Source organism: Prevotella sp. AGR2160 (genome assembly GCF_000424185.1).
Taxonomy (GTDB): domain Bacteria; phylum Bacteroidota; class Bacteroidia; order Bacteroidales; family Bacteroidaceae; genus Prevotella.
On record NZ_AUJK01000021.1, the window covers coordinates 14,582 to 34,132 of the forward strand.

At 52.8% G+C, this 19,551-nt stretch carries 19 protein-coding genes; 4 read left to right on the top strand and 15 right to left on the bottom strand.

What is annotated here, in order from left to right; translation table 11 throughout:
• Window positions 1–35: 35 nt before the first annotated feature.
• The 4 genes from G604_RS0110945 to G604_RS0110960 all read right to left on the bottom strand — a co-directional run bounded on the left by G604_RS0110945 (window position 36) and on the right by G604_RS0110960 (window position 3,128).
• A complete protein-coding gene (locus G604_RS0110945) occupies window positions 36–497 on the bottom strand; it encodes an Lrp/AsnC family transcriptional regulator (RefSeq protein ID WP_028910599.1) in 462 nt (153 codons plus the stop codon).
• Window positions 498–623: 126 nt separating this feature from the next.
• The gene (locus G604_RS14275; RefSeq protein WP_036905481.1) at window positions 624–1,529 is read right to left on the bottom strand and encodes an FKBP-type peptidyl-prolyl cis-trans isomerase; all 906 of its coding nucleotides are present in this window, start codon (window positions 1,527–1,529) and stop codon (window positions 624–626) included.
• A gap of 1 nt (window position 1,530) precedes the next feature.
• Window positions 1,531–2,403 carry an FKBP-type peptidyl-prolyl cis-trans isomerase gene (locus tag G604_RS0110955; protein WP_028910600.1) on the bottom strand — a complete coding sequence of 291 codons (873 nt, stop codon included), beginning with the start codon at window positions 2,401–2,403 and terminating at the stop codon, window positions 1,531–1,533.
• Window positions 2,404–2,543: 140 nt separating this feature from the next.
• A complete protein-coding gene (locus G604_RS0110960; RefSeq protein WP_028910601.1) occupies window positions 2,544–3,128 on the bottom strand; it encodes an FKBP-type peptidyl-prolyl cis-trans isomerase in 585 nt (194 codons plus the stop codon).
• A 137-nt stretch (window positions 3,129–3,265) separates the two neighbouring features.
• Here G604_RS0110960 and G604_RS0110965 point away from each other — a divergent pair, with 137 nt between their 5' ends.
• Window positions 3,266–3,964 (top strand): SIR2 family NAD-dependent protein deacylase, encoded by a 699-nt coding sequence (locus G604_RS0110965; protein ID WP_028910602.1) that lies wholly within the window; start codon window positions 3,266–3,268, stop codon window positions 3,962–3,964.
• 54 nt (window positions 3,965–4,018) lie between these two features.
• Here the strand turns inward: G604_RS0110965 and ribD are convergent, their stop codons facing one another.
• The 5 genes from ribD to pyrE all read right to left on the bottom strand — a co-directional run bounded on the left by ribD (window position 4,019) and on the right by pyrE (window position 8,145).
• Window positions 4,019–4,921, bottom strand: a complete 903-nt coding sequence (gene ribD / locus G604_RS0110970; RefSeq protein ID WP_036905484.1) for a bifunctional diaminohydroxyphosphoribosylaminopyrimidine deaminase/5-amino-6-(5-phosphoribosylamino)uracil reductase RibD — start codon at window positions 4,919–4,921, stop codon at window positions 4,019–4,021.
• Window positions 4,922–4,975: 54 nt separating this feature from the next.
• Window positions 4,976–5,512 (bottom strand): hypothetical protein, encoded by a 537-nt coding sequence (locus G604_RS14280; protein ID WP_155941933.1) that lies wholly within the window; start codon window positions 5,510–5,512, stop codon window positions 4,976–4,978.
• Window positions 5,513–5,678: 166 nt separating this feature from the next.
• Window positions 5,679–7,016, bottom strand: a complete 1,338-nt coding sequence (argH, locus tag G604_RS0110980; RefSeq protein WP_028910604.1) for an argininosuccinate lyase — start codon at window positions 7,014–7,016, stop codon at window positions 5,679–5,681.
• A gap of 40 nt (window positions 7,017–7,056) precedes the next feature.
• Window positions 7,057–7,464, bottom strand: coding sequence for a polyketide cyclase (locus G604_RS0110985; RefSeq protein ID WP_028910605.1), 408 nt, complete (start codon window positions 7,462–7,464; stop codon window positions 7,057–7,059).
• Window positions 7,465–7,512: 48 nt separating this feature from the next.
• Complete coding sequence (gene pyrE / locus G604_RS0110990; RefSeq protein ID WP_028910606.1) at window positions 7,513–8,145, bottom strand: orotate phosphoribosyltransferase; 633 nt, start codon at window positions 8,143–8,145, stop codon at window positions 7,513–7,515.
• Between the two features lie 119 nt (window positions 8,146–8,264).
• Between pyrE and argS the strand changes: the two genes are divergently transcribed.
• Genes argS through G604_RS15410 form a run of 3 tightly spaced genes read left to right on the top strand, consistent with a single transcriptional unit; the run spans window position 8,265 to window position 10,753 of the window.
• Complete coding sequence (argS, locus tag G604_RS0110995; protein WP_028910607.1) at window positions 8,265–10,094, top strand: arginine--tRNA ligase; 1,830 nt, start codon at window positions 8,265–8,267, stop codon at window positions 10,092–10,094.
• 25 nt (window positions 10,095–10,119) lie between these two features.
• Entirely contained in the window at window positions 10,120–10,593 is a 474-nt protein-coding gene (locus G604_RS0111000; RefSeq protein ID WP_036905506.1) for an RNase H family protein, read from the top strand.
• Window positions 10,594–10,597: 4 nt separating this feature from the next.
• The gene (locus G604_RS15410; protein WP_196801125.1) at window positions 10,598–10,753 is read left to right on the top strand and encodes a hypothetical protein; all 156 of its coding nucleotides are present in this window, start codon (window positions 10,598–10,600) and stop codon (window positions 10,751–10,753) included.
• 114 nt (window positions 10,754–10,867) lie between these two features.
• Here G604_RS15410 and G604_RS0111010 read toward each other — a convergent pair whose 3' ends face one another.
• From G604_RS0111010 to G604_RS0111035, 6 genes are all read right to left on the bottom strand, one after another.
• Window positions 10,868–12,325: a sialate O-acetylesterase gene (locus G604_RS0111010; RefSeq protein WP_028910609.1), complete on the bottom strand. Its 1,458-nt coding sequence runs from the start codon at window positions 12,323–12,325 to the stop codon at window positions 10,868–10,870.
• A 12-nt stretch (window positions 12,326–12,337) separates the two neighbouring features.
• On the bottom strand, window positions 12,338–13,522 hold the full coding sequence (locus tag G604_RS0111015; protein ID WP_028910610.1) for an AGE family epimerase/isomerase: 1,185 nt from the start codon (window positions 13,520–13,522) through the stop codon (window positions 12,338–12,340).
• Window positions 13,523–13,567: 45 nt separating this feature from the next.
• Window positions 13,568–14,917 carry an MFS transporter gene (locus G604_RS0111020; protein ID WP_036905491.1) on the bottom strand — a complete coding sequence of 450 codons (1,350 nt, stop codon included), beginning with the start codon at window positions 14,915–14,917 and terminating at the stop codon, window positions 13,568–13,570.
• Window positions 14,918–14,981: 64 nt separating this feature from the next.
• Complete coding sequence (locus G604_RS0111025; RefSeq protein WP_028910612.1) at window positions 14,982–16,154, bottom strand: glycosidase; 1,173 nt, start codon at window positions 16,152–16,154, stop codon at window positions 14,982–14,984.
• A 135-nt stretch (window positions 16,155–16,289) separates the two neighbouring features.
• On the bottom strand, window positions 16,290–18,476 hold the full coding sequence (locus G604_RS0111030; protein ID WP_028910613.1) for an alpha-galactosidase: 2,187 nt from the start codon (window positions 18,474–18,476) through the stop codon (window positions 16,290–16,292).
• Window positions 18,477–18,593: 117 nt separating this feature from the next.
• A complete protein-coding gene (locus G604_RS0111035; RefSeq protein ID WP_028910614.1) occupies window positions 18,594–19,478 on the bottom strand; it encodes a helix-turn-helix domain-containing protein in 885 nt (294 codons plus the stop codon).
• Between the last annotated feature and the right edge of the window lie 73 nt (window positions 19,479–19,551).

The window sequence follows — 19,551 nt, forward strand, 5'->3', positions numbered from 1 at the left end:
CCTTTGGCGCGTGGCCGCAACATGGCGGCCACCTACTATTCTACCTTTACGGGAATTTCGCGCTTGATACTCTGCTCGAGGGAGATGAGGGTCTCGGTGCTGACGACACCGGGGATGGTCTGGAGCTGGTTGTTCAACAGGTCCATGAGCTGCTCATTGTCCTTGGCATAGAGTTTCAGGAGCATGGTATAAGAGCCGGTAGTGAAATGACACTCCACGATCTCGGGGATATTGGCAAGGCGCTCCACGACCTTCTTGTACATGCTGCCACGCTCAAGATTGATACCCACATAGGTACAGGTGGTGTAGCCCAGGGCCTTCGGATTGACATCGAAGCCGGAACCGGTGATCACGCCGTTCTTGATGAGGTGTTGAACACGCTGGTGGATGGCGGCACGGGAGACGCCACATTCTGCTGCCACATCCTTGAAAGGAATACGGGCATTGAGGGAAAGAATACTGAGGATCTTTCTGTCTAAGTTGTCGATTTTATCCATGTGATTTACATTTTGCTTCTTTTCGATGACAAAAATACACAAAATAAATGAAACGAGCAACAAAAATAGACAAAAAAAGAAGGAACATGATTAATCATGTCCCTTCTTCTTTACTTTTTTAATTTTTTACTTCTTTACTTTTTTACTTTTAGCCTGAGGAACGGGTGCTGTTGCGGGCTTCTCCTCCGGAGCTACGATGCTCTTCAGTTCAAGGGTGAAGATCAGGGTGCTGTACGGCGCAATCTCACCGGCACGACGGGAGCCATAGGCAAGGTCGTAAGGGATATAGAGTTCCCACTTACTGCCTACGGGCATCATCGTCAGCGCCTCTGTCCAGCCCTTGATGAGACCGTTGGCGCGGAACTTGTCGCTCTTGGCACCATGTTTCTCCGTGGAGTCGAAAACCTTGCCGTCGATGGTCTTACCCTCATAGACGACCTCCACCTCATCGGTGGCCTTCGGCACGGGACCATTGCCCTCTACGAGGACCTTATACTGCAGACCATCGGGGAGGACTTTCACACCGGGTTTCTTGGCATTCTCAGCAAGCCATTTCTTACCAACGGCAGCCTGGGCATCCTCCTGATACTGACGGGCTTTCTTCACATTGAAGAGAGTCGTGTCCTTAGCCAGGGCAGCCTGGAAGCCCTTGATGAAATGGCTACGGGAGACAGCACCGTTGTTCTGCAACTGCTCCTTGACGCCCGGGAAGATACGGTCGGCGACCATCTGGGCGATGACATGTCCGGCGATGCGGGCATTCATCTTCGGATCTTCCGTCTCGTTGATGACCTCATTGAAACCATCGATGAAGTCGGCGACATGGGCGGAATCAACCTTATAACTCTGTTTGACAAACGGCATCAGTCCGTCGGTGGCGGCATAGCCGGCGGCGAAGGAGAGGGTGTCCATCGGCGTAGTGAGGGCCGTGGTAACTAGCTTCTTCACCTGTTTTTTCTTATCGTTCTTCGGCGCTGCCGTCATAGAGAGGGCGGCGAGGGCGAGAACGGAGAAAAGAAAGATTTTTTTCATTTTATTTTACCTCAATCAACTGAATCTTGAAGATCAGAGCGGAGAAGGGCTTGATGGGGCCCTGCTCACGCTCACCATAACCGAGATTGGCGGGGATATAGACCTCCCAGGTAGAACCCTGGGGCATATGCATCAGCGCCTCTGTCCATCCGCGGATGACCTGGTTAGCGCGGAGCTCTACGGGCTCACCACGCTTGAAGGAAGAGTCGAAGACCTTTCCGTCAATCGTCTTACCCTCATAGTTGACCTTCACCAGAGAGGTATCCTTGGCCATCGGGCCATGACCCTCTGTAATGACACGGTACTGAACGCCGGAGGGAAGGGTCTTCACGCCGGCCTTATGCTTGTTGGAAGCCATCCACTGATCATTCTTCTTTTTCCAGGGACCATAGACCTTCGACATGGCCTGAGCCTTGACAGCCATCATCTTGGCCTGTGCGATCTGACCAGCCTGCTCTACCGTCCACTTAGCCTTCTTGCCCGTGGTACCAGCGATGAAACCTGCCATGAAGTTCTTCAGGGAGATCGTCTTCGTAGAATCATCACCGAAGACCTCGTGGTTGATACCCTTGATCATCTGGTTACTGATCTGCTGACCGATCTGCACACCGGCATAGTAGGCGGCTTTCTTCTTGTCGTCACCGGCATTGGCACCATCCTGCAGACCCTTGACGAACTCATCCATATAAGCGGTATCGACACCCATACGCTGAACAAGGAAGTCCTTCAGACCCTGCGTCTGAGAGAGACCGAGGGCATAGGACATCGTGTCGACATCATTCTTCAGATCCGCCTTCGGCGTGGAATTGCCGCAGCTCGTGAATGTGAGGGCTGCGAGCACAACAGCAAATGCTGCTACAAAAATTTTCTTCATTATTGTTTTTTCGTTGTTAGTTTTCTTTTCAACTACATCTGCGCTTCCTTGCGCTTGCAAAGCGCAAGCACCCAACGGCACGCCATAGGAGGCGGCTTTGAACCTCCCCTCCCTTTGGGGGAGGGGTCGGGGGTGAGGCTTTATTTTACTTTGATGAGCTCAACATCGAAGATAAGGGTGGCGAAGGGCGGGATGGACTGGCCGGCGCCACGCTCACCATAGCCGAGCTGGTAAGGGATGAAGAAGCGGTATTTCGCACCTTCCTGCATGAGCTGCAGACCTTCCGTCCAACCGGCGATGACCTGGTTCAGAGGGAAGGTGGCCGTCTGGCCGCGGTCGTAGGAGGAGTCGAACTTCTGTCCGTTGATGAGCGTACCCTCATAATGGCACTCCACCTCATCGGTAGCCTTCGGACGCTGGCCATTGCCCTCACGGAGCACCTGGTACTGCAGACCACTGGCGGTGGTGATGACACCGGGTTTCTTGCCGTTCTCCTCGAGGAACTGCTGTCCCTCAGCCTTCAGCTTCGCAGTCATCTCGGCATTCTTCTGCTCGAAGAACTGCTGCACGAGCTGCTGAGCCTCAGCATCGGTGATCTGCGGTTCACGATCTGCGAGGACATCCTTGATGGCGGCAGCGAAGTCGTCGATATTGAGGTCTTGCGCTCCCATGTCATGGAGCTGGCGGCCAATGCTCAGGCCGAGGGCGTAACTTACTTGATTCATATTCGTTTTTTCTTTCTGTTAAGAGAATTGTATAATTATTTGAAAACGAACGCAAAGGTAATGAATTTTATTGGTTTTCGGTACTTCTTTCAGAAAAAATTACTATCTTTGTGGAAAGTTTAATACATTTGTCGCTTATGAAAAAGAAAATCGTGTTTCTCACCGGCGCCGGCATGTCGGTAGAAAGTGGTTTCAAGACCTTCCGGGGGAATGATGGGCTGTGGGAGAACTATCCCGTAGAACAGGTGGCCTCGCATGAGGGCTGGGAGGCAGACCCGACCCTTGTGACGAATTTCTACAATATGCTTCGCAAGAAACTGTGGAAGGCGGAGCCTAACGAGGGTCACCGGCTCATCGCGGAACTGGAGAAGGACTATGATGTCGTTGTCATCACGCAGAATGTCGACAACCTCCATGAGAAGGCTGGTTCGACAAATGTGATCCATCTCCATGGTGAGCTCACGAAGGTCTGTTCGAGTGATGACCCGTACAACCCGAAATATATCCAGGAGCTGACGCCCGAGCACAGTGATGTCGTTCCCGGCACGAAGGCCGGTGACGGTTCACTGCTGCGCCCCTTCATCGTCTTCTTCGGTGAGAGTGTGCCGATGATCGAGCCCGCTGCCGTCGAGGTGGGGAAGGCGGACATCTTCGTCATCATCGGTACAAGTCTGAATGTCTATCCCGCCGCCGGTCTGATCCATTACACGGAGCCCGGCACACCAATCTACCTCATTGATCCCAATGCCGTCGCTGCCAGTGCCGGCACACATCAGATCACGCATATCGCAAAGGGAGCCAGCGAGGGGATGAAAGAACTGGTGGGGATGTTGTAGGGACATCATTTATTATGTTCCGAAACACCAGACAAAATATGATCAAGCATGTCCCTACCGGCGGAAATGGAGGATCAGTTGCTGATCGAACAACTCACGGCGGACGATGACGGCCGTGGCGGGAACCTGCGGGGCATGCGTTCCATCGGTAACGGTCTTGTCGAGGGCGATCTCCATGCGGATCTCATCCCATAAGTCGGCATCGAGAAAACTCTGCAGTGTCTTCGCGCCACCTTCGACGATCAAGGATTGGCCCATCTCGTCCCATGGAATAGGATGATCATGGGAAATCATGAAACGCTTCGGATCTTTGCCTACCCATTCGCGGACGTTCAACTTCGGCTGGTCACGATCCCAGGTAGTATGACCGACGAGGATGGAATCATACTCAGCACGGAGGCGATGGGAGAGCATCTGAGTCCAAGGCGTGGAGATCATCGTCGGCCGGAAATGATCATCGATGAAGCCGTTGGCCGTCTGTGCCCATTTCAGCAGGATATACGGGCGGTTCTTCTCATTGACGGTCATAAACTGAATGTTACTCTCGATGCATTCTTTCTCGAGGACACCAACGGTCACCTCTATCCCCGCCTCACGGATCTTCCGAATACCTCTGCCCTGCACCTTCGCGAAAGGATCGACGCAGCCGCAAACGACACGGCGCACGCCCTTGCGGATGATGAGGTCACAGCATGGCGGCGTCTTGCCCCAGTGACTGCAAGGCTCGAGACTAACATAGATGGTGGCACCGGGGAGCAACGGCTCATCTTCCGGTTTCACGGAACGGAAGGCGTTGACCTCGGCATGGGGACCGCCGTAAGCAGAGGTATAACCCTCGCCGATGATGCGGTCGTCAGCACTGACGATGACGGCACCCACCGACGGGTTCGGTTTCGCCCGCAACAGGCCATTCTTGGCAAGTTGCAGGCATCGATACATATAATATTCGTCCTTCATAATTCGTAGTCTTTCTTGTGCTTGCAAAGCAAAAGCACACAACGGCAGGCCCAATTAATTTCCTATGGTTAATGTTCTTCCGGCGGCATAGCTGACGATATAGCGCATGAGGGCCTCACCGTCGGCGCCACTCGTGATGGCTCCCGTCCACAGATTATACGTACGGTGGCACTTCGGGCAGACGACCTCATTGGACGAGCTCGTCGACCAGACCAACGGACTGTTGATATTCGTGTTCACGCAGTTGGGGCATTGCGCGTCCCACGCCATCGGCTGTTGGGACCAAGAGGAATAACAGAGGAACAATCCGTTGTTCGCTCCCAGATAGAATATATTTGAACTACCGACGGTATAGCGCTTCTCCAAATCGGAGAGCGTGATGGTCTCCGATTTCCCTGTAGAGGAGGTAGTGACGACCTGTACGGCTCCATTGTAGCTCTTCAGACTGACCTTCACCACTGTTCCCGGTGAGCTGACGGCCGTCTCCAGGAGTGTTCCTATATGTGTGCTTAGGTCGACATATAGGCGCGTGGGGTAATAGCGGCTGATGGGATCCTGGCCACAAGAAGAAAGAAGGACTAAAACCATCACAACCCCTAGGCCTCTCCCAGCCCTCCCTAAAAGGGAGGACTTAGAAAGAGCATGAAGGAGGGAGGATATTTTCTGTTTGATCATTCGCAATCGTTTATATTGTTGCGCCTAGCATTTTGCGCTTCCTTGTGCTTGCAAAGCACAAGCACATGACGGCAAGCCCAACTTACCCCAGTAACTTCTCCACAGCACTGGCGACCTTCTCGAAATGGAAACGGGAGATATTCTCGTCCATGAGGGCGGAGATCTTGTCATTGCAGAGATTACCGATACTGCCCGCATGGGTGTGGTGGATATTCTTGTCAGGCGTGAAGGTACCGGCCTCGATCTCCAACCCCACCTTCTTATAAGCATCACGGAACGGCATACCGGCGGCAGCAAGGCGGTTAACCTCCTCTACAGAGAAGATCGGATCATACATCGGGTTATCAAGGATATGCTCGTTGACCTCCATCTTATTGATGATATAGGCCGTCATCTGCAAACAGTCCTCCAGTTCACCAAAAGCCGGAAGGAAAACTTCCTTGATAATCTGCAGGTCACGGAAATAGCCACAGGGGAGGTTGTTCATGATCATCATGACCTGTTGCGGCAAACTCTGGATCTTGTTACTCTTCGCGCGGATGAGCTCGAAGACATCTGGGTTCTTCTTATGCGGCATGATACTCGACCCTGTGGTACACTCCTTCGGCAGATGGACGAAGCCGAAATTCTGACAGTTGAACATGCAGGCATCCATGGCCAGTTTGGCCAGTGTGCCGGCGACGGTGGCGAGGGCGAAGGCGACATTACGCTCCATCTTGCCACGGCCCATCTGGGCATACACTACATTATAATCCATGGAGTCGAAGCCGAGGAGGTCCGTCGTCATCTGACGGTTCAGGGGGAACGAGGAGCCATAGCCGGCGGCAGAGCCCAGCGGGTTACGGTTGGTCATGCGCCAGGCAGCCTCGAGGAAGAACATGTCATCAACAAGGCTCTCGGCATAGGCGCCGAACCACAGGCCGAAGCTCGAGGGCATGGCGATCTGCAGATGGGTATAGCCGGGCATGAGGACATCCTTATACTGGTTACTCTTCTGGATGAGCTCATCGAAGAGGATCTTCACATGGTCGACCACCTCGTGGAGCTCATGGCGCGTGAAGAGTTTCAGGTCGAGAAGTACCTGATCGTTACGGGAGCGGCCGGAGTGGATCTTCTTGCCGATATCGCCAAGCTTGTCGGTGAGCATCAGCTCCACCTGAGAGTGGACATCCTCCACACCGTCTTCGATGACGAACTTCCCGTCCTCGGCTAGCTGGTAGATCTTTTTCAGTTCTACCAATAGAACTTCAAGTTCATCCTTCTTGAGCAAGCCGATGGACTCGAGCATGGTGATATGAGCCATGGAGCCGAGGACATCATATTTGGCGAGATAGAGGTCGAGCTCACGGTCACGGCCGACGGTGAACCGCTCTATCTCCTTGTTGACTTCAAAATTCTTTTCCCACAGTTTATGTGCCATAGTGTATTTCTTTTGATGGATTGAAAAGGGGCAGCAAATGTCAGAAGGGAATGCCGGCGATGGCCTCAGCGATCTTGTCGAGGGCCTCCTGGAGCGGCTTCGAGACCATGCCCTTGATAAACGGATTCAGCTCGGCCTTGATGGTGAGCTTCATCTTACAGCTCTCCGTAGTCACGGGGAGGAGCTGGATCCAGAAATTGAAGGGCAGCGGGCTCTGCGCCGTCTCAAACTTGATCATCTTCGGAGCCTCGCGGTTGACGATACGCAGCGTGATGGCACCGGCAGGACTATCGATAGACATCGAGTCGGCATCGAAAGACAGCCCCTTCGCCTTATCCTCGGGGATACGGTCGCGTACCTTCTCGATATTACTCAGATCAGAGAGCATGGCATAGACGCGTTCCTGCGGTGCCGCAATGACCTTGATCGGACTTTCAAATGTTGTCATAATGATAATATTTTTCCCAGTTAGGACGGAACATGATAAATCATGTCCCTACTTTTTCCACTCACCGGGGTTCTTGCGCCACTCATGGAGGACCTCGAGGTCATCCTTGGAGACATAGCCCGTCTCGGCGGCAATCTCAATGGTATGGGCATAATCACCGAGGGTGATGAGCTTCACGCCGGCCTCCTCGAAGGCCTGTTCAGCAACGGGGAAGCCATAGGTGTAGCTGGCCACCATACCGACAACCTCAAAACCGGCGGCACGGAGAGCGGCAACAGCCTTCAGGGAACTGCTACCCGTAGAGATCAAGTCCTCGACAACAACGACCTTACTGCCTTCGGGCAGACGACCCTCTATCTGGTTCTTCGTGCCATGATCCTTCGGCTTCGGACGAACATAGGCATAAGGGAGCTGCAGTTCATCGGCAACGAGGGCACCCTGGGCGATGGCTCCCGTGGCGACACCGGCGACAGCCGTTGCCTCGGGGAAGTTCTCGAGGATGGCATGACAGAGCTCCAGCTTCACATAGGAGCGTACGTCAGGATAGGACAACGCAATGCGGTTATCCGTATAGATAGGAGACTTCCAGCCACTGGCCCATGTGAAGGGGTCGTTGGGTTGCAGTTTGATGGCCTTGATGCCTAACAGCTTGGAGGCGAAAGCTTTCTTTAAATCGTTCATTCTTTTCGCGTTAAATGATAGTTTTTGCTGCAAAGATACAACTTATTTTTATGTGTACCAAATATTTTTTGTACCTTTGCAAACAAAAGTCCAAGGAAGAAAATAAAAACGAAATAATTATGCAAATAGAAGATCAGATCGGCAGTAGTGTCATCGCTGCCATCAAGGAGTTGTATGGCCAGGAGGTACCCGCCAAACAGGTGCAGCTCCAAAAGACCAAGAGTACGTTTGAGGGTAACCTGACCCTCGTTGTCTTCCCCTTTCTCCGCCTCTCCCATCAGAAGCCCGAGGAGACGGCCGAGGCCATCGGCCATTATCTCCAGGAGCACTGCCCGGCTGTTGCCTCCTATAATGTGGTGAAGGGATTCCTGAATCTCGTCATCGCTCCCGAGGCCTGGAAGGATCTGCTCAGTGCCATCGATGATGATCCCCGTTACGGTGAGAAGGCCGCTACGAAGGATTCTCCCCTTGTGATGATCGAATATTCTTCTCCGAACACGAACAAGCCGCTGCACCTCGGTCATGTCCGTAACAACCTCCTCGGCTGGTCATTGTCGAAGATCATGGAGGCCAACGGCAACAAGGTCATCAAGACGAATATTGTCAACGACCGTGGCATCCATATCTGCAAGTCGATGCTCGCCTGGCTGAAATGGGGCAACGGCGTGACACCGGAGACAGCCCACAAGAAGGGTGACCATCTCATCGGTGACTTCTACGTGGCTTTCGACAAGCACTACAAGGAAGAGTGCAAGGAACTCGAGGCTAAATATATCGCAGAGGGCATGGAGGAGAAGGATGCCGAGGAGAAGGCCAAGAATGAGGCGCCGCTGATCAAGGAAGCCCACGCCATGCTCGTGAAATGGGAGCATAACGATCCCGAGGTCCGCGCCCTGTGGAAGAAGATGAACTCCTGGGTGTATAAGGGTTTCGATGAGACCTATAAGGCCCTCGGCGTCAGCTTCGACAAAATCTACTATGAGAGCAACACCTACCTCGAAGGAAAGCGGAAGGTGGAAGAGGGTCTGAAGAAGGGCCTCTTCTTCCGTAAGGACGACGGCAGCGTATGGGCAGACCTTACGAAGGAGGGCCTCGATCAGAAACTGCTGTTGCGTGCTGACGGTACCTCTGTTTATATGACGCAGGATATCGGTACGGCGGAGATGCGTTTCAACGACTATCCTATCGACAAGATGATCTATGTAGTCGGTAATGAACAGAACTACCACTTCCAGGTACTCTCCATCCTCCTCGACCGCCTCGGCTTCAAATGGGGCAAAGACCTCGTACATTTCTCCTATGGTATGGTCGAGCTGCCAAATGGAAAGATGAAGAGTCGTGAAGGTACCGTCGTCGATGCCGATGACCTCATCGCTCAGATGATCAGTGATGCCCGTAAGACGAGTGACGAGCTTGGGAAGTTCAAGGATATGAGTGAGGACGAGAAGGCTGAGATTGCCCGTATCGTCGGTCTCGGTGCCCTAAAATATTTCATTCTGAAGGTTGACGCCCGTAAGAACATGCTCTTCAACCCGGCAGAGTCTATCGACTTCAATGGTAACACAGGTCCTTTCATCCAGTATACCTATGCCCGTATCCGTTCCATCATGCGCAAGAGCGGTATTGACAATGAACCGGCGAAGGGTGCAGAGAGCCTAAAGGCTGCCGACGGCTACCAGCCCAACGAGAAAGAGGTGGAACTGATTCAGAAGATGGATGAGTTCAAATTTGCCGTCGCCGATGCCGGACAGAATTACAACCCTGCCGGGATCGCCAACTACTGTTATGAGCTGACGAAACTCTTCAACCAGTTCTATCACGACTACAGCATCCTCAATGCCGACACGGATGCCGAGAAGTCCTTCCGCCTCGTCCTGGCCCGTAATGTCGCCAAGACGATCAAGAACGGCATGGAGCTCCTGGGCATCGAAGTGCCGGAGAGAATGTAAGCCGCCCCTACGAAGGATCAAAATGATGCAATTAGACCTCCAGAACCCACCCGATTACAGACATGATACCGTTCTCCCTTTGCCTATAGAAGTAAACGCCAACGCATGGGCCGTCGATGCCGGTTGCTCGGGCAATCCGGGACAGATGGAATACCAATGCGTGGACTTGGCAACGGGAGAGCGCGTGTTTCATTTCGGACCTGTCTTCGGCACGAACAATATCGGGGAATTTCTCGCCATCGTTCATGCCCTCGCTCTCATGCAGCAGCGAGGCATCACCGACAAGGTGATCTATTCCGACAGTGTCAACGCCGCCCTATGGGTGAAGAAGAAACAGTGTAAGACGAAGCTCGAACGGTCTCCGCGTACGGCAGAGCTCTACAATATCATCGCAAGGGCCGAGAACTGGCTGCGCACGCATACCGTCACCACACCGATTCTGAAATGGGAGACGAAGAAATGGGGCGAGATTCCCGCCGACTTCGGACGAAAGAAATAAGTGTATGTCAACAAACCGATTTACCTCCCGTCTGGAGAATGACCAGGAATACCGGAGGACAGAACTCATCACGAAGATCGAGAAGGTCGTGGAGCAGATGACGCTCCCCGAGCTCGAGGCCCTCGTCTATGATCTCTTCTCAAAAGGAAAAGAAATATAATTCACTCCCTTGCGCTTGCAAAGCGCAAGCACACAACGGCACGCCGTTCAAACGCCAACTCCTCTCCAGGAGGGGCCATCGTAAGCCCCCTCTGGGGAGGAGTTGGAGTAAATATCAGTGGCTTTTTGCCGCGAAGGGAATAACGGGGAGATTACGGCTGCCCTTGAGATTTCCGGGGAGGAAAGCCTTATAGCCGTAGCGTACCTGCACAGGGGCTTTCACTGCTTTGGCAGTGACGAAGACTGTGCGCGTATTTTGGTCTACCGTAGCTGTAGCAGGATAGAACTTACCGTCAGCACCGGCGATCTCAAAGCCCTTGATATCATTGAGGGGCGTAAGACCATCCTCACTATTCTTGAAGAACACCTGGATACTATCGTGACGTACGACACTGTGGTCATACTCCGGATAGTCCGTCTTGATATCCTTGAATCCATACGTCTTGTTCAGCGCCATGTAAGCCAGCCGATAACCCACCTGCCGTTTCTCATGCGGATGGATCTGGTTATATTCATAAGGTTCCACAAGGTCATTGGTACAGATACAACCACTGTTCTCCACCTCTCGGCCTACCTGATGCTGGCCATCACGGAGCAGCGGTGCACTGTCACTGTCGCCATAACCGGCCCACGGGGCAATCTCCGTGAGATAGAACGGCAGTTCGGCGGCAGTACTGCCAAACTCCTTACGGAACACGTTGATCATTGTCTTCATGCGCGACACATAGTCGGGCTTGCCGACATTGGCCTCACCCTGATACCAGATGAAGCCACGGATCGTGTAATGACGGACGGGATGAAGCATGCCATTGTACATGATGAGCGGCGTATACCACTCCCACCATCTGCCGTTCCAGCCACGCTTGAGCTCTTTCTTCAAGTCAATCTCCTTGTAAGTATTCAGAATCTCACGCGGTGTCCAGCCTTCGACACTACTGCCACCCCAGGCGACGGTGAGAATACCAACGGGCACCTGCAGCACGCGTTCCATCATCTGCGCGAAATACCATGCCGTAGCACTCATATTGCCTGCCGTGGCAGGACTGGGTACTTTCCACTGACAACCGGAGACCCATTCCTGCGGCTGCGTGTTACCCGTCTTCGGCACCGTAGCCATACGGATTTTTCCGGCCCATTCGCCAGAGGTAGCGATCTCCTCGTTGGAGTCCTTGATGGGGCAGTTCCAGAAGCCATTCAGTGGCATCTCCATATTACTCTGTCCGCCGGCATACCACACCTCACCGATGAGGACGTTGCTGAGCGTCTTCGTATCCGTGACAGTACCCTCGGCATCCTTTTCGGTGACGGTGAGGGTCTGCGGATCAAAAGTACCCTTCGGTGTCTTCACCGTCAAAAGCCATGTGGAGTCCTTGGCGACCGTGACCTGCGCCTTGCCACCACTCCAGGAGTCAGAGACCTCTATCGTTGCCTTCGGTGTCGCCTTACCCCACAGGCGGGCGTCCGTCTGCTGTTGCAACACCATATTGTCACTGACGAGATCGGGCAATACGATCTTCGCCTGTGCGGCTGTCCCTAAAGTCAGGGCAGCCAAAAGTAAAGTAATTTTCTGCATTGATTTAGATTTTTATCGTTCCATCACTTCCAGGCACATGCGGCTGTTGTGATACGGACATTTCCAGAAGCCGGCCTTGTCGTCCTCAAGATTCAGCGATCCATCACCGAGGACTGCCCAGTGCCACTCCCCGTTCTGATGGTCGATGAGATGCTCTTTCGTATATTCCCAACAACGCAGGGAACGCTCCAGAGCCTGTTCATCGCCGAAATACTGATAGAGATCGAGATGTCCGATGACACTCTCACACTGCACCCACCACTGGCGCTGGCGATCCACGCGCTCTGTATCCGTCCACCGCTCGTAGATCATGCTGCCATCAGGCTGCAGCCCCTCATCGGCGGCAGCGGCGAGGGGTCGGATAAACTCCTCAATGTCATGAAGCACGTCCTTGTCGCCGAGGACGAGGGCTGCCTCATGGAGGAGCCATACGGCCTCAATGTCATGACCATAACTCTGAATATTCCGTTTGCCCTGCCAATTGTCATTGAAGAATAGATCAAGATGATTCGTCTTCGGATTATGAAGCGGACCGGTGAAGATATCAAGGAGGTTGAGGATATCGGCCTTCAGCTCCTCATTAGGCCAAACGCGATAGAGGTTCGTATAAGGCTCGATGATATGCAGATGCGTATTCATCGTTCGGGAGCCATTTTCATCCTTATCACTCAGGCGCATGTCGGCAATGGGCTGCCAGTCACGTGTAAGGGCCTCAATATAACCGTTATGCCCGGCATCGAAAGCATGGTCCTCAATGTCATGATAGAGACCGATGGCAGCATGAAGAGCATGCTTGTCGACTGTGGCCCGCGCATATTCGGAGAGACCGTAGATAGTAAAACCGATGGCATACGTCTGCTTCTTCGTATCCAAAGGATTACCCTTGTAGTCGAGGCTCCAGTACACACCGCCCTCTTCTTTGTCTATGAAATGGTCAAGGATATAGTCACGGGCGCGGGTGGCAGCCTCCAGATACTCTGCCTTGCGGAGGACACGATAAGCGGCGGAGAAGGCCCAGAGAATACGGGCGTTGAGGATAGCTCCCTTCTCTGCCGAGGGATGGACCTGATCATGGCCGTCAACACGACCATAGAAGCCACCATTCTCATGGTCGGTGACTTTGTCGATCCAATAGCGAAGGATGTTGTTTTCCAACACATCCTTCACTTCTGCTTTCATTTGTTGGAGATTGCTCATAGGTTTTTATTATTTTGTAGGGACATGATTCATCATGTTCCACCATTATTTCTTAATCGGATAAAGATAGCACAACAACATCATGATCAGGGCGAAGAAAGCCGGGAAGAGGGAGAACAGTGCCCATACCATCGTCAGCACAGAACTGGTAATGGATGCCGGATCTATCGTCGGGTTACCAAACTGATCGGTGATCATGTGAGCGCCGGCAAGACCGAGGAACATGGCGATGAGGGAACCGGAGATGGCGGTACCGAACTTCTGTGCCATTGTGCCGGAGGAGAAGATCAGACCTGTAGAGGACGTACCATTCTTCTTCGTAGCATAATCGGCGACATCAGCATACATGGACCACAACAGCGGCGAATAGATACCCACACCAGCAGACGTCAGGATCGTCACACCGATCATCACCCAGATATATGCCGGCTTCATCGGAATGAAGAAGAAGAGAATAGAGGTGACGAAGCAGATGAAGGCGGCAAAGATAAAGGTCTTACGCTTCGAGCCGAGCCATTTCGTACAGATCGGCGACAGACCACCGAAGAGCATACACGTCACCTCACCGAAGGCCATAAAGACCGTATAGTTGATGATGAGCTTGCCTACCGTGATATCTCCACCCATACAATAGGAGAACATATATCCGGCGACAGCATAACGGAAACCATTGAAGAAGTTCGTACACACCGCCGTAAGGGTCATCATGATCCACGGCTTGTTCTTCACGAGGTCGACAAACTGCATGCCCGAGAACTTCTCCGCACGGACGGGTTTCAGACGTTCTTTCGTCAACAATCCGCAAGCGAGCGTTCCCGCTGTGGCGAGGGCGCCGAAGAAGACACCGAGGACGGCATACTGATGTTGGTCACTGCCACCGACGAATTTCTGCAGATAAGGGAAGGACAGCAGGGTGATGAACCCCATGGCATAGGCACCTACCATACGGAAGGCAGAAAACTGGTTCTTCTCATTGTCATCATCCGTCATCACGCCCAGGAGGGAACCGAAAGGCACATTGACGAGGGAGTAGACGAGCATCATCAGGATATAGAAGAAATAGGCATAGACACGCTTCGCCACCGGCCCGAGATCAGGGGTATAGAGGAGTAAGGCGAAGATGACACCCAGAGGGATGGAGCCGAAGATCACCCACGGCCGGTAGGTTCCCCAGCGGCTCTGCGTACGGTCAGCGATGACACCGATAATGGGATCGATGAATACGTCAATGAGACGTGCCACGAGCATCAGCACGGCGGCATCGTAGAAGGTCAGTCCGAAGACATTGGTAAAGAACAACGGAAAGGCGATGGACATGATCTTCCATGTGATACCACCGGCGGCGGCATCACCCAGAGCATAGCCAATCTTCTCAGATAATTTGATTTTTGACATGTTATATCCTATTCTAATATGGGTGCGCAGCCATCCTGTTGCAGCCACGCACCCACATGGTCAATTACTTATTCAGCGTCTTACGGTTTTTCTCAATGAGCTTGTTGATCGTCTCCACGCTCTTACCGGTGGCATACCCGTCGGCCGGCGTGTTCATGCAGTAGTCCACGAGCTTATCAATCGTACTCGTAGCGACATGCATGCGTGTATCGGAAGAAGCATAATAGATGAATACCTTACCATCGGGATCAGCGATCCAGCCATTGGCGAAGACGACATTCATCACATCACCGATATACTCGCCACCCTGAGGAACGAGGAAGTAACCGCCGGGCTGGGCGATGACACGGGTAGGATCGTCGAGGGCCGTCATATACATATATAATACATAGCGCAGACCACTGGCACAGCCGCGTACGCCGTGGGCGAGATGCAGCCAGCCTTTCGGGGTCTTGATCGGATGAGGACCTTCGCCGTTCTTCACCTCCATGATGGTGTGATAATGGCGGAGGTTGATGATCTTCTCCTCTTTTACCTCAGCATGCGTGATATCATCGACGAGAGCCCAGCCGATGCCACCACCACTGCCGGCATCGATGAAGCCATCCTGCGGACGGGTATAGAGGGCATACTTACCATCGACGAACTCCGGATGGAGGACGACGTTACGCTGCTGGCTCTTGCTCTTCAGGTCGGGCAGACGGTCCCAATGGATGAGATCTTTCGTACGGGCGATAGCGGCTGTGGCCGTTGCTGCGGAGAGATCGCCGGGCTGACTGTCATCATGACGCTCAGCACAGAAGATGCCGTAGATCCAACCATCCTCATGGGCCGTGAGGCGCATATCGTAGATATTCGTGGCGGGGATGGTATCCTCGGGCATGGTGATGGGCTCGGGCCAGAAACGGAAGTTGTCGATACCATTGGGCGACTCGGCAACAGCGAAGAAGCTCTTGCGGTCAGCACCCTCGACACGGACGACGAGGACATATTTGTCATGCCATTTGATGGCGCCACTGTTCAACGTGGCATTCATCATGATGCGCTGCATGAGATAGGGATTATCCTTCTCGTCGAAGTCATAGCGCCATTCCAGGGGCGTATGCTCGGCGGTGAGGATAGGATACTGGTAACGGGTATAGATACCGTTGCCAAATTCCTCGGGGATGTTAGGGCAACGGAGGAGAGCCTCATGATGGTTGCGGAGGCGGTTTACACGTAATTCAAAATCGGTCATAACTTGTTATTTCTTTAGTTTTTTATTGATCACAATAGATAGCGATAGCTCACAATAGACTTCTATAGCTCGCAATAGTAGGTGGCCGCCCTGTTGCGGCCACGCAGGGAAAGGAGAAGAGCCAAACGATTGTTCTCAGCGGGTGAGCTCGAAGACGCGGGAAGCGTAATCCTTCTGAAGAGGGATGTCGAGGCCCACGTCCATGAGGAAGCGGCCGGAGAAGGTCTTGCCGTCAAGGCTGCAGGATTTCTCGCCATCCTTCACGTCACGCTCATGAAGCGTATAGGAGGCAGCAGGGTCAAGGCCCTGAAGACGGACACGCGGAACGACATCATTATAGAGATAGCGCACGCGATAGGCAAAGAGGACGGCATGACTCCGGGAGTCATCGACATCCATCAGAACGGCTACCGGATGAGTATAGGGATCGACGAGACGATAGCGGTTACCCTGCTGAACGGTCTGTCTGAGCGCCTTATAGTCGTTGATGGCCGTGGTGGCCTGGCGCCGTTCTTCCTCCGTCATCTTGCTCGGCTGCAGCTCCATACCGAGGCGGCCGCTCATCGCCACATCACAGCGGAACTTGATCGGCGTGACACGCCCTGTATTATAATAAGGTGAAGTAGCGATATGCTGTGCCATCACATTGGCCGGGAAGAAATAGCTTGTGCCCCACTGGATGAAGACACGCTGGAGCGGGTCGTTGTTGTCACTGACCCACATCTCGTCGAAATAAGGCAGGATACCGTAGTTGGCACGGCCGCCACCACTGGCACAGTCCTGCATGATCAGCTTAGGATATTTCTTACGGATGCGCTGCAGTACTTTCTGCAGACCAAGATGATAGTCTACATAGATATTGTCCTGGCGGTCGGCAGGCTCATAGGTGGATCCATAGTTCTGTATCGGCGCATTGGCGTCCCACTTGATATAGGCGATATCGGGATTTGCCGTAAGGAGGTTGTCGATGGTGCGGTATACAAAGTCTTGTACTTTCGGATTCGTGAGGTCAAGGACGAGCTGCGTGCCTCCACGGCCTTTCTTCAGTTCCCGTCCCTTGACCTGCAAGGCCCAGTCGGGATGTTGCTCGAAGAGCTCACTCTTCGTGTTCGTCATCTCCGGCTCGAGCCAGATGCCGAACTTGATGCCACGCTCACGGGCACCGTCGGTGAGAGCCTTCAGGCCGTGCGGCAGTTTCTTCGTATCGACGACCCAGTCACCGAGGGCAGCATTATCGGTGTTGCGCTCATATTTCCGGCCGAACCAGCCGTCATCCATCACGAAGAGCTCACCGCCCATGGACTTGATATCGTCCATCATCTTCAGAATCCGTTCCTCAGTGATGTCGAAATAGATACCCTCCCAAGAGTTCAGGAGAATCGGGCGCACGCCCGTACCATCATGAACCATCCCGTCATGACGCGCCCACCGGTGGAAGTTACGACTCACACCGCCCATTCCTTCTTCAGAATAGGTCAATGCCAATGGTGGTGTCGTAAAAGTCTTTCCGGGATCGAGGACATACTGTGAGGACTGTGGATCGATGCCGGCATAGAGATGATGCATTTTATTCTCCATGGTGGAGACACGGATATCGTAGTTGCCACCCCAGCAGAGGGCAGCGCCGATGGCACGACCGGTATGTTCGTTGGGCTCGCCGTCAAGGGAGAGCATGATCTCGGGAGCATCGAGATGGGCATTACGGGTACCATCGGTATTCTTGATCTCCGTGATACCCGGGGCGAGGCGCTCGTTGACGGGCATCATCTCTGCCGACCAAGTGCCATGGAGATGGGTCAGCCATACGTCGCCTTGTGGAATAACGATATGACCGGAGTCATAGCGGCGCAGACGGACGGCTCCCTTCTCATGATGGGAGATCTCGGTCCATGTCTCGATGACATCTGCGTTCTGAAAAGCTTTATAGAAGATTCGGAGTGTGAAGGGCTGAAGTTTGTCCTTCATCGTAATAATAGTCGTCTTGCTGTTTGCGTCGGAAGACGTACTGACCTTGTCGACGACGAGCTCAAGATTCAGGTCGCCGTTGGCATGCTCTACCTGCAGTGCCGGCAACCATGTCATGTCTGCAGTGCCGAAAGCGGGTATGGCAGCAGCCTGCAGAGCATCACCACTCTCCTCCAACTCCAGAGAGGAGGCACTAGTGGCACCCATATAATCGAGGCGGAGATCCTCACCCTCATGGGCATGAAGATACATCGCCATATGTGGCGTCGACACTTTGATCTGCCCCGACCATGCGCTCACGGTGGTCGCCGTAAGGAGCAAGAGGGACGAAGTGAGTATGGTCCTTATTGAATTCATTAGTCAGTATATCTTGCGGTTTTGGTTTTATTGTTTGCAAAGTTACATGAAAACCGCAAGAGATACTGACTTTTTTTTGCTAAAGATTACCTTAATTCTATAAAGATAAGCTATATCTTAAAAAATAACACGGCGCTTTTGGAATTTATCCCGGAATTCCGTAGGATTGCAGCCTTTCCGCTCCTTGAAGAGACGGTTGAAATTGCTCAGGGTGTTAAAGCCACAGTCATAGCAAATCTCACTGACGGCATCCGTGGAGTCGACGAGTTTACGGATAGCGAAGCCGAGACGAATATCAATGATGTACTCCCGCAAGGTCTTTGCCGTACGCTTCTTGAAATAGCGGCTGAAAGCCGTTGGTGTCATGTTCACCATTTCAGCAAGTTGCTCCAAACGGATATCGTCAGCATAATGCTCATCAATATACTGTTTGACCTTCAAGATCCTGCGGCTGTCACTCTCTGCGACGGTACGGGCGAAAGAAGAAGATGACAGCTCACGGGCTCCGTCACAACGGGAGAGCACATAGAGAATGTCGAAGAACTGCTGGGCGGCATAGAACCGGTCCTCTATCTGTGAGATCGTATCAAGTTTGTTATAAACTTTCATGATAGCATGAAGAGGAAAGGCGAGACCACAGCGTGCCCGGTCGAACATTTTCCGGATCGTCTCGAAAGAATGGCTCTGAAGGAGCCCGTCATTGGAATTGAAGTTGAGATAGAACTGAATGGTGATCTCACGGATATCCTTCGACGTACAATCGCCCTGCTCCCAACAATGTTCGAGGTTAGGGGCGGTGATGAGTACGAGGTCATAATCGCCGATGGTCTCCGTACTGTCTCCGACAATGCGATTCACGCCTTTGGCATTCTCCACGAAGTTGAGTTCGAAGATCTCATGATTGTGAATAGGATAATCGAAAGCAGACTTATGACGGTCAGCAATATAGAGAAAGACACCATCCTGCACAGGAGGGATCTCGTGTAATACTTTTCGTTCCATAGGTATATGTTAGCTATTTTGCCGCAAAGTTAAGCAAAAAAGTTGAGAAAAAGCATCTAAGGGACAAAAAAAG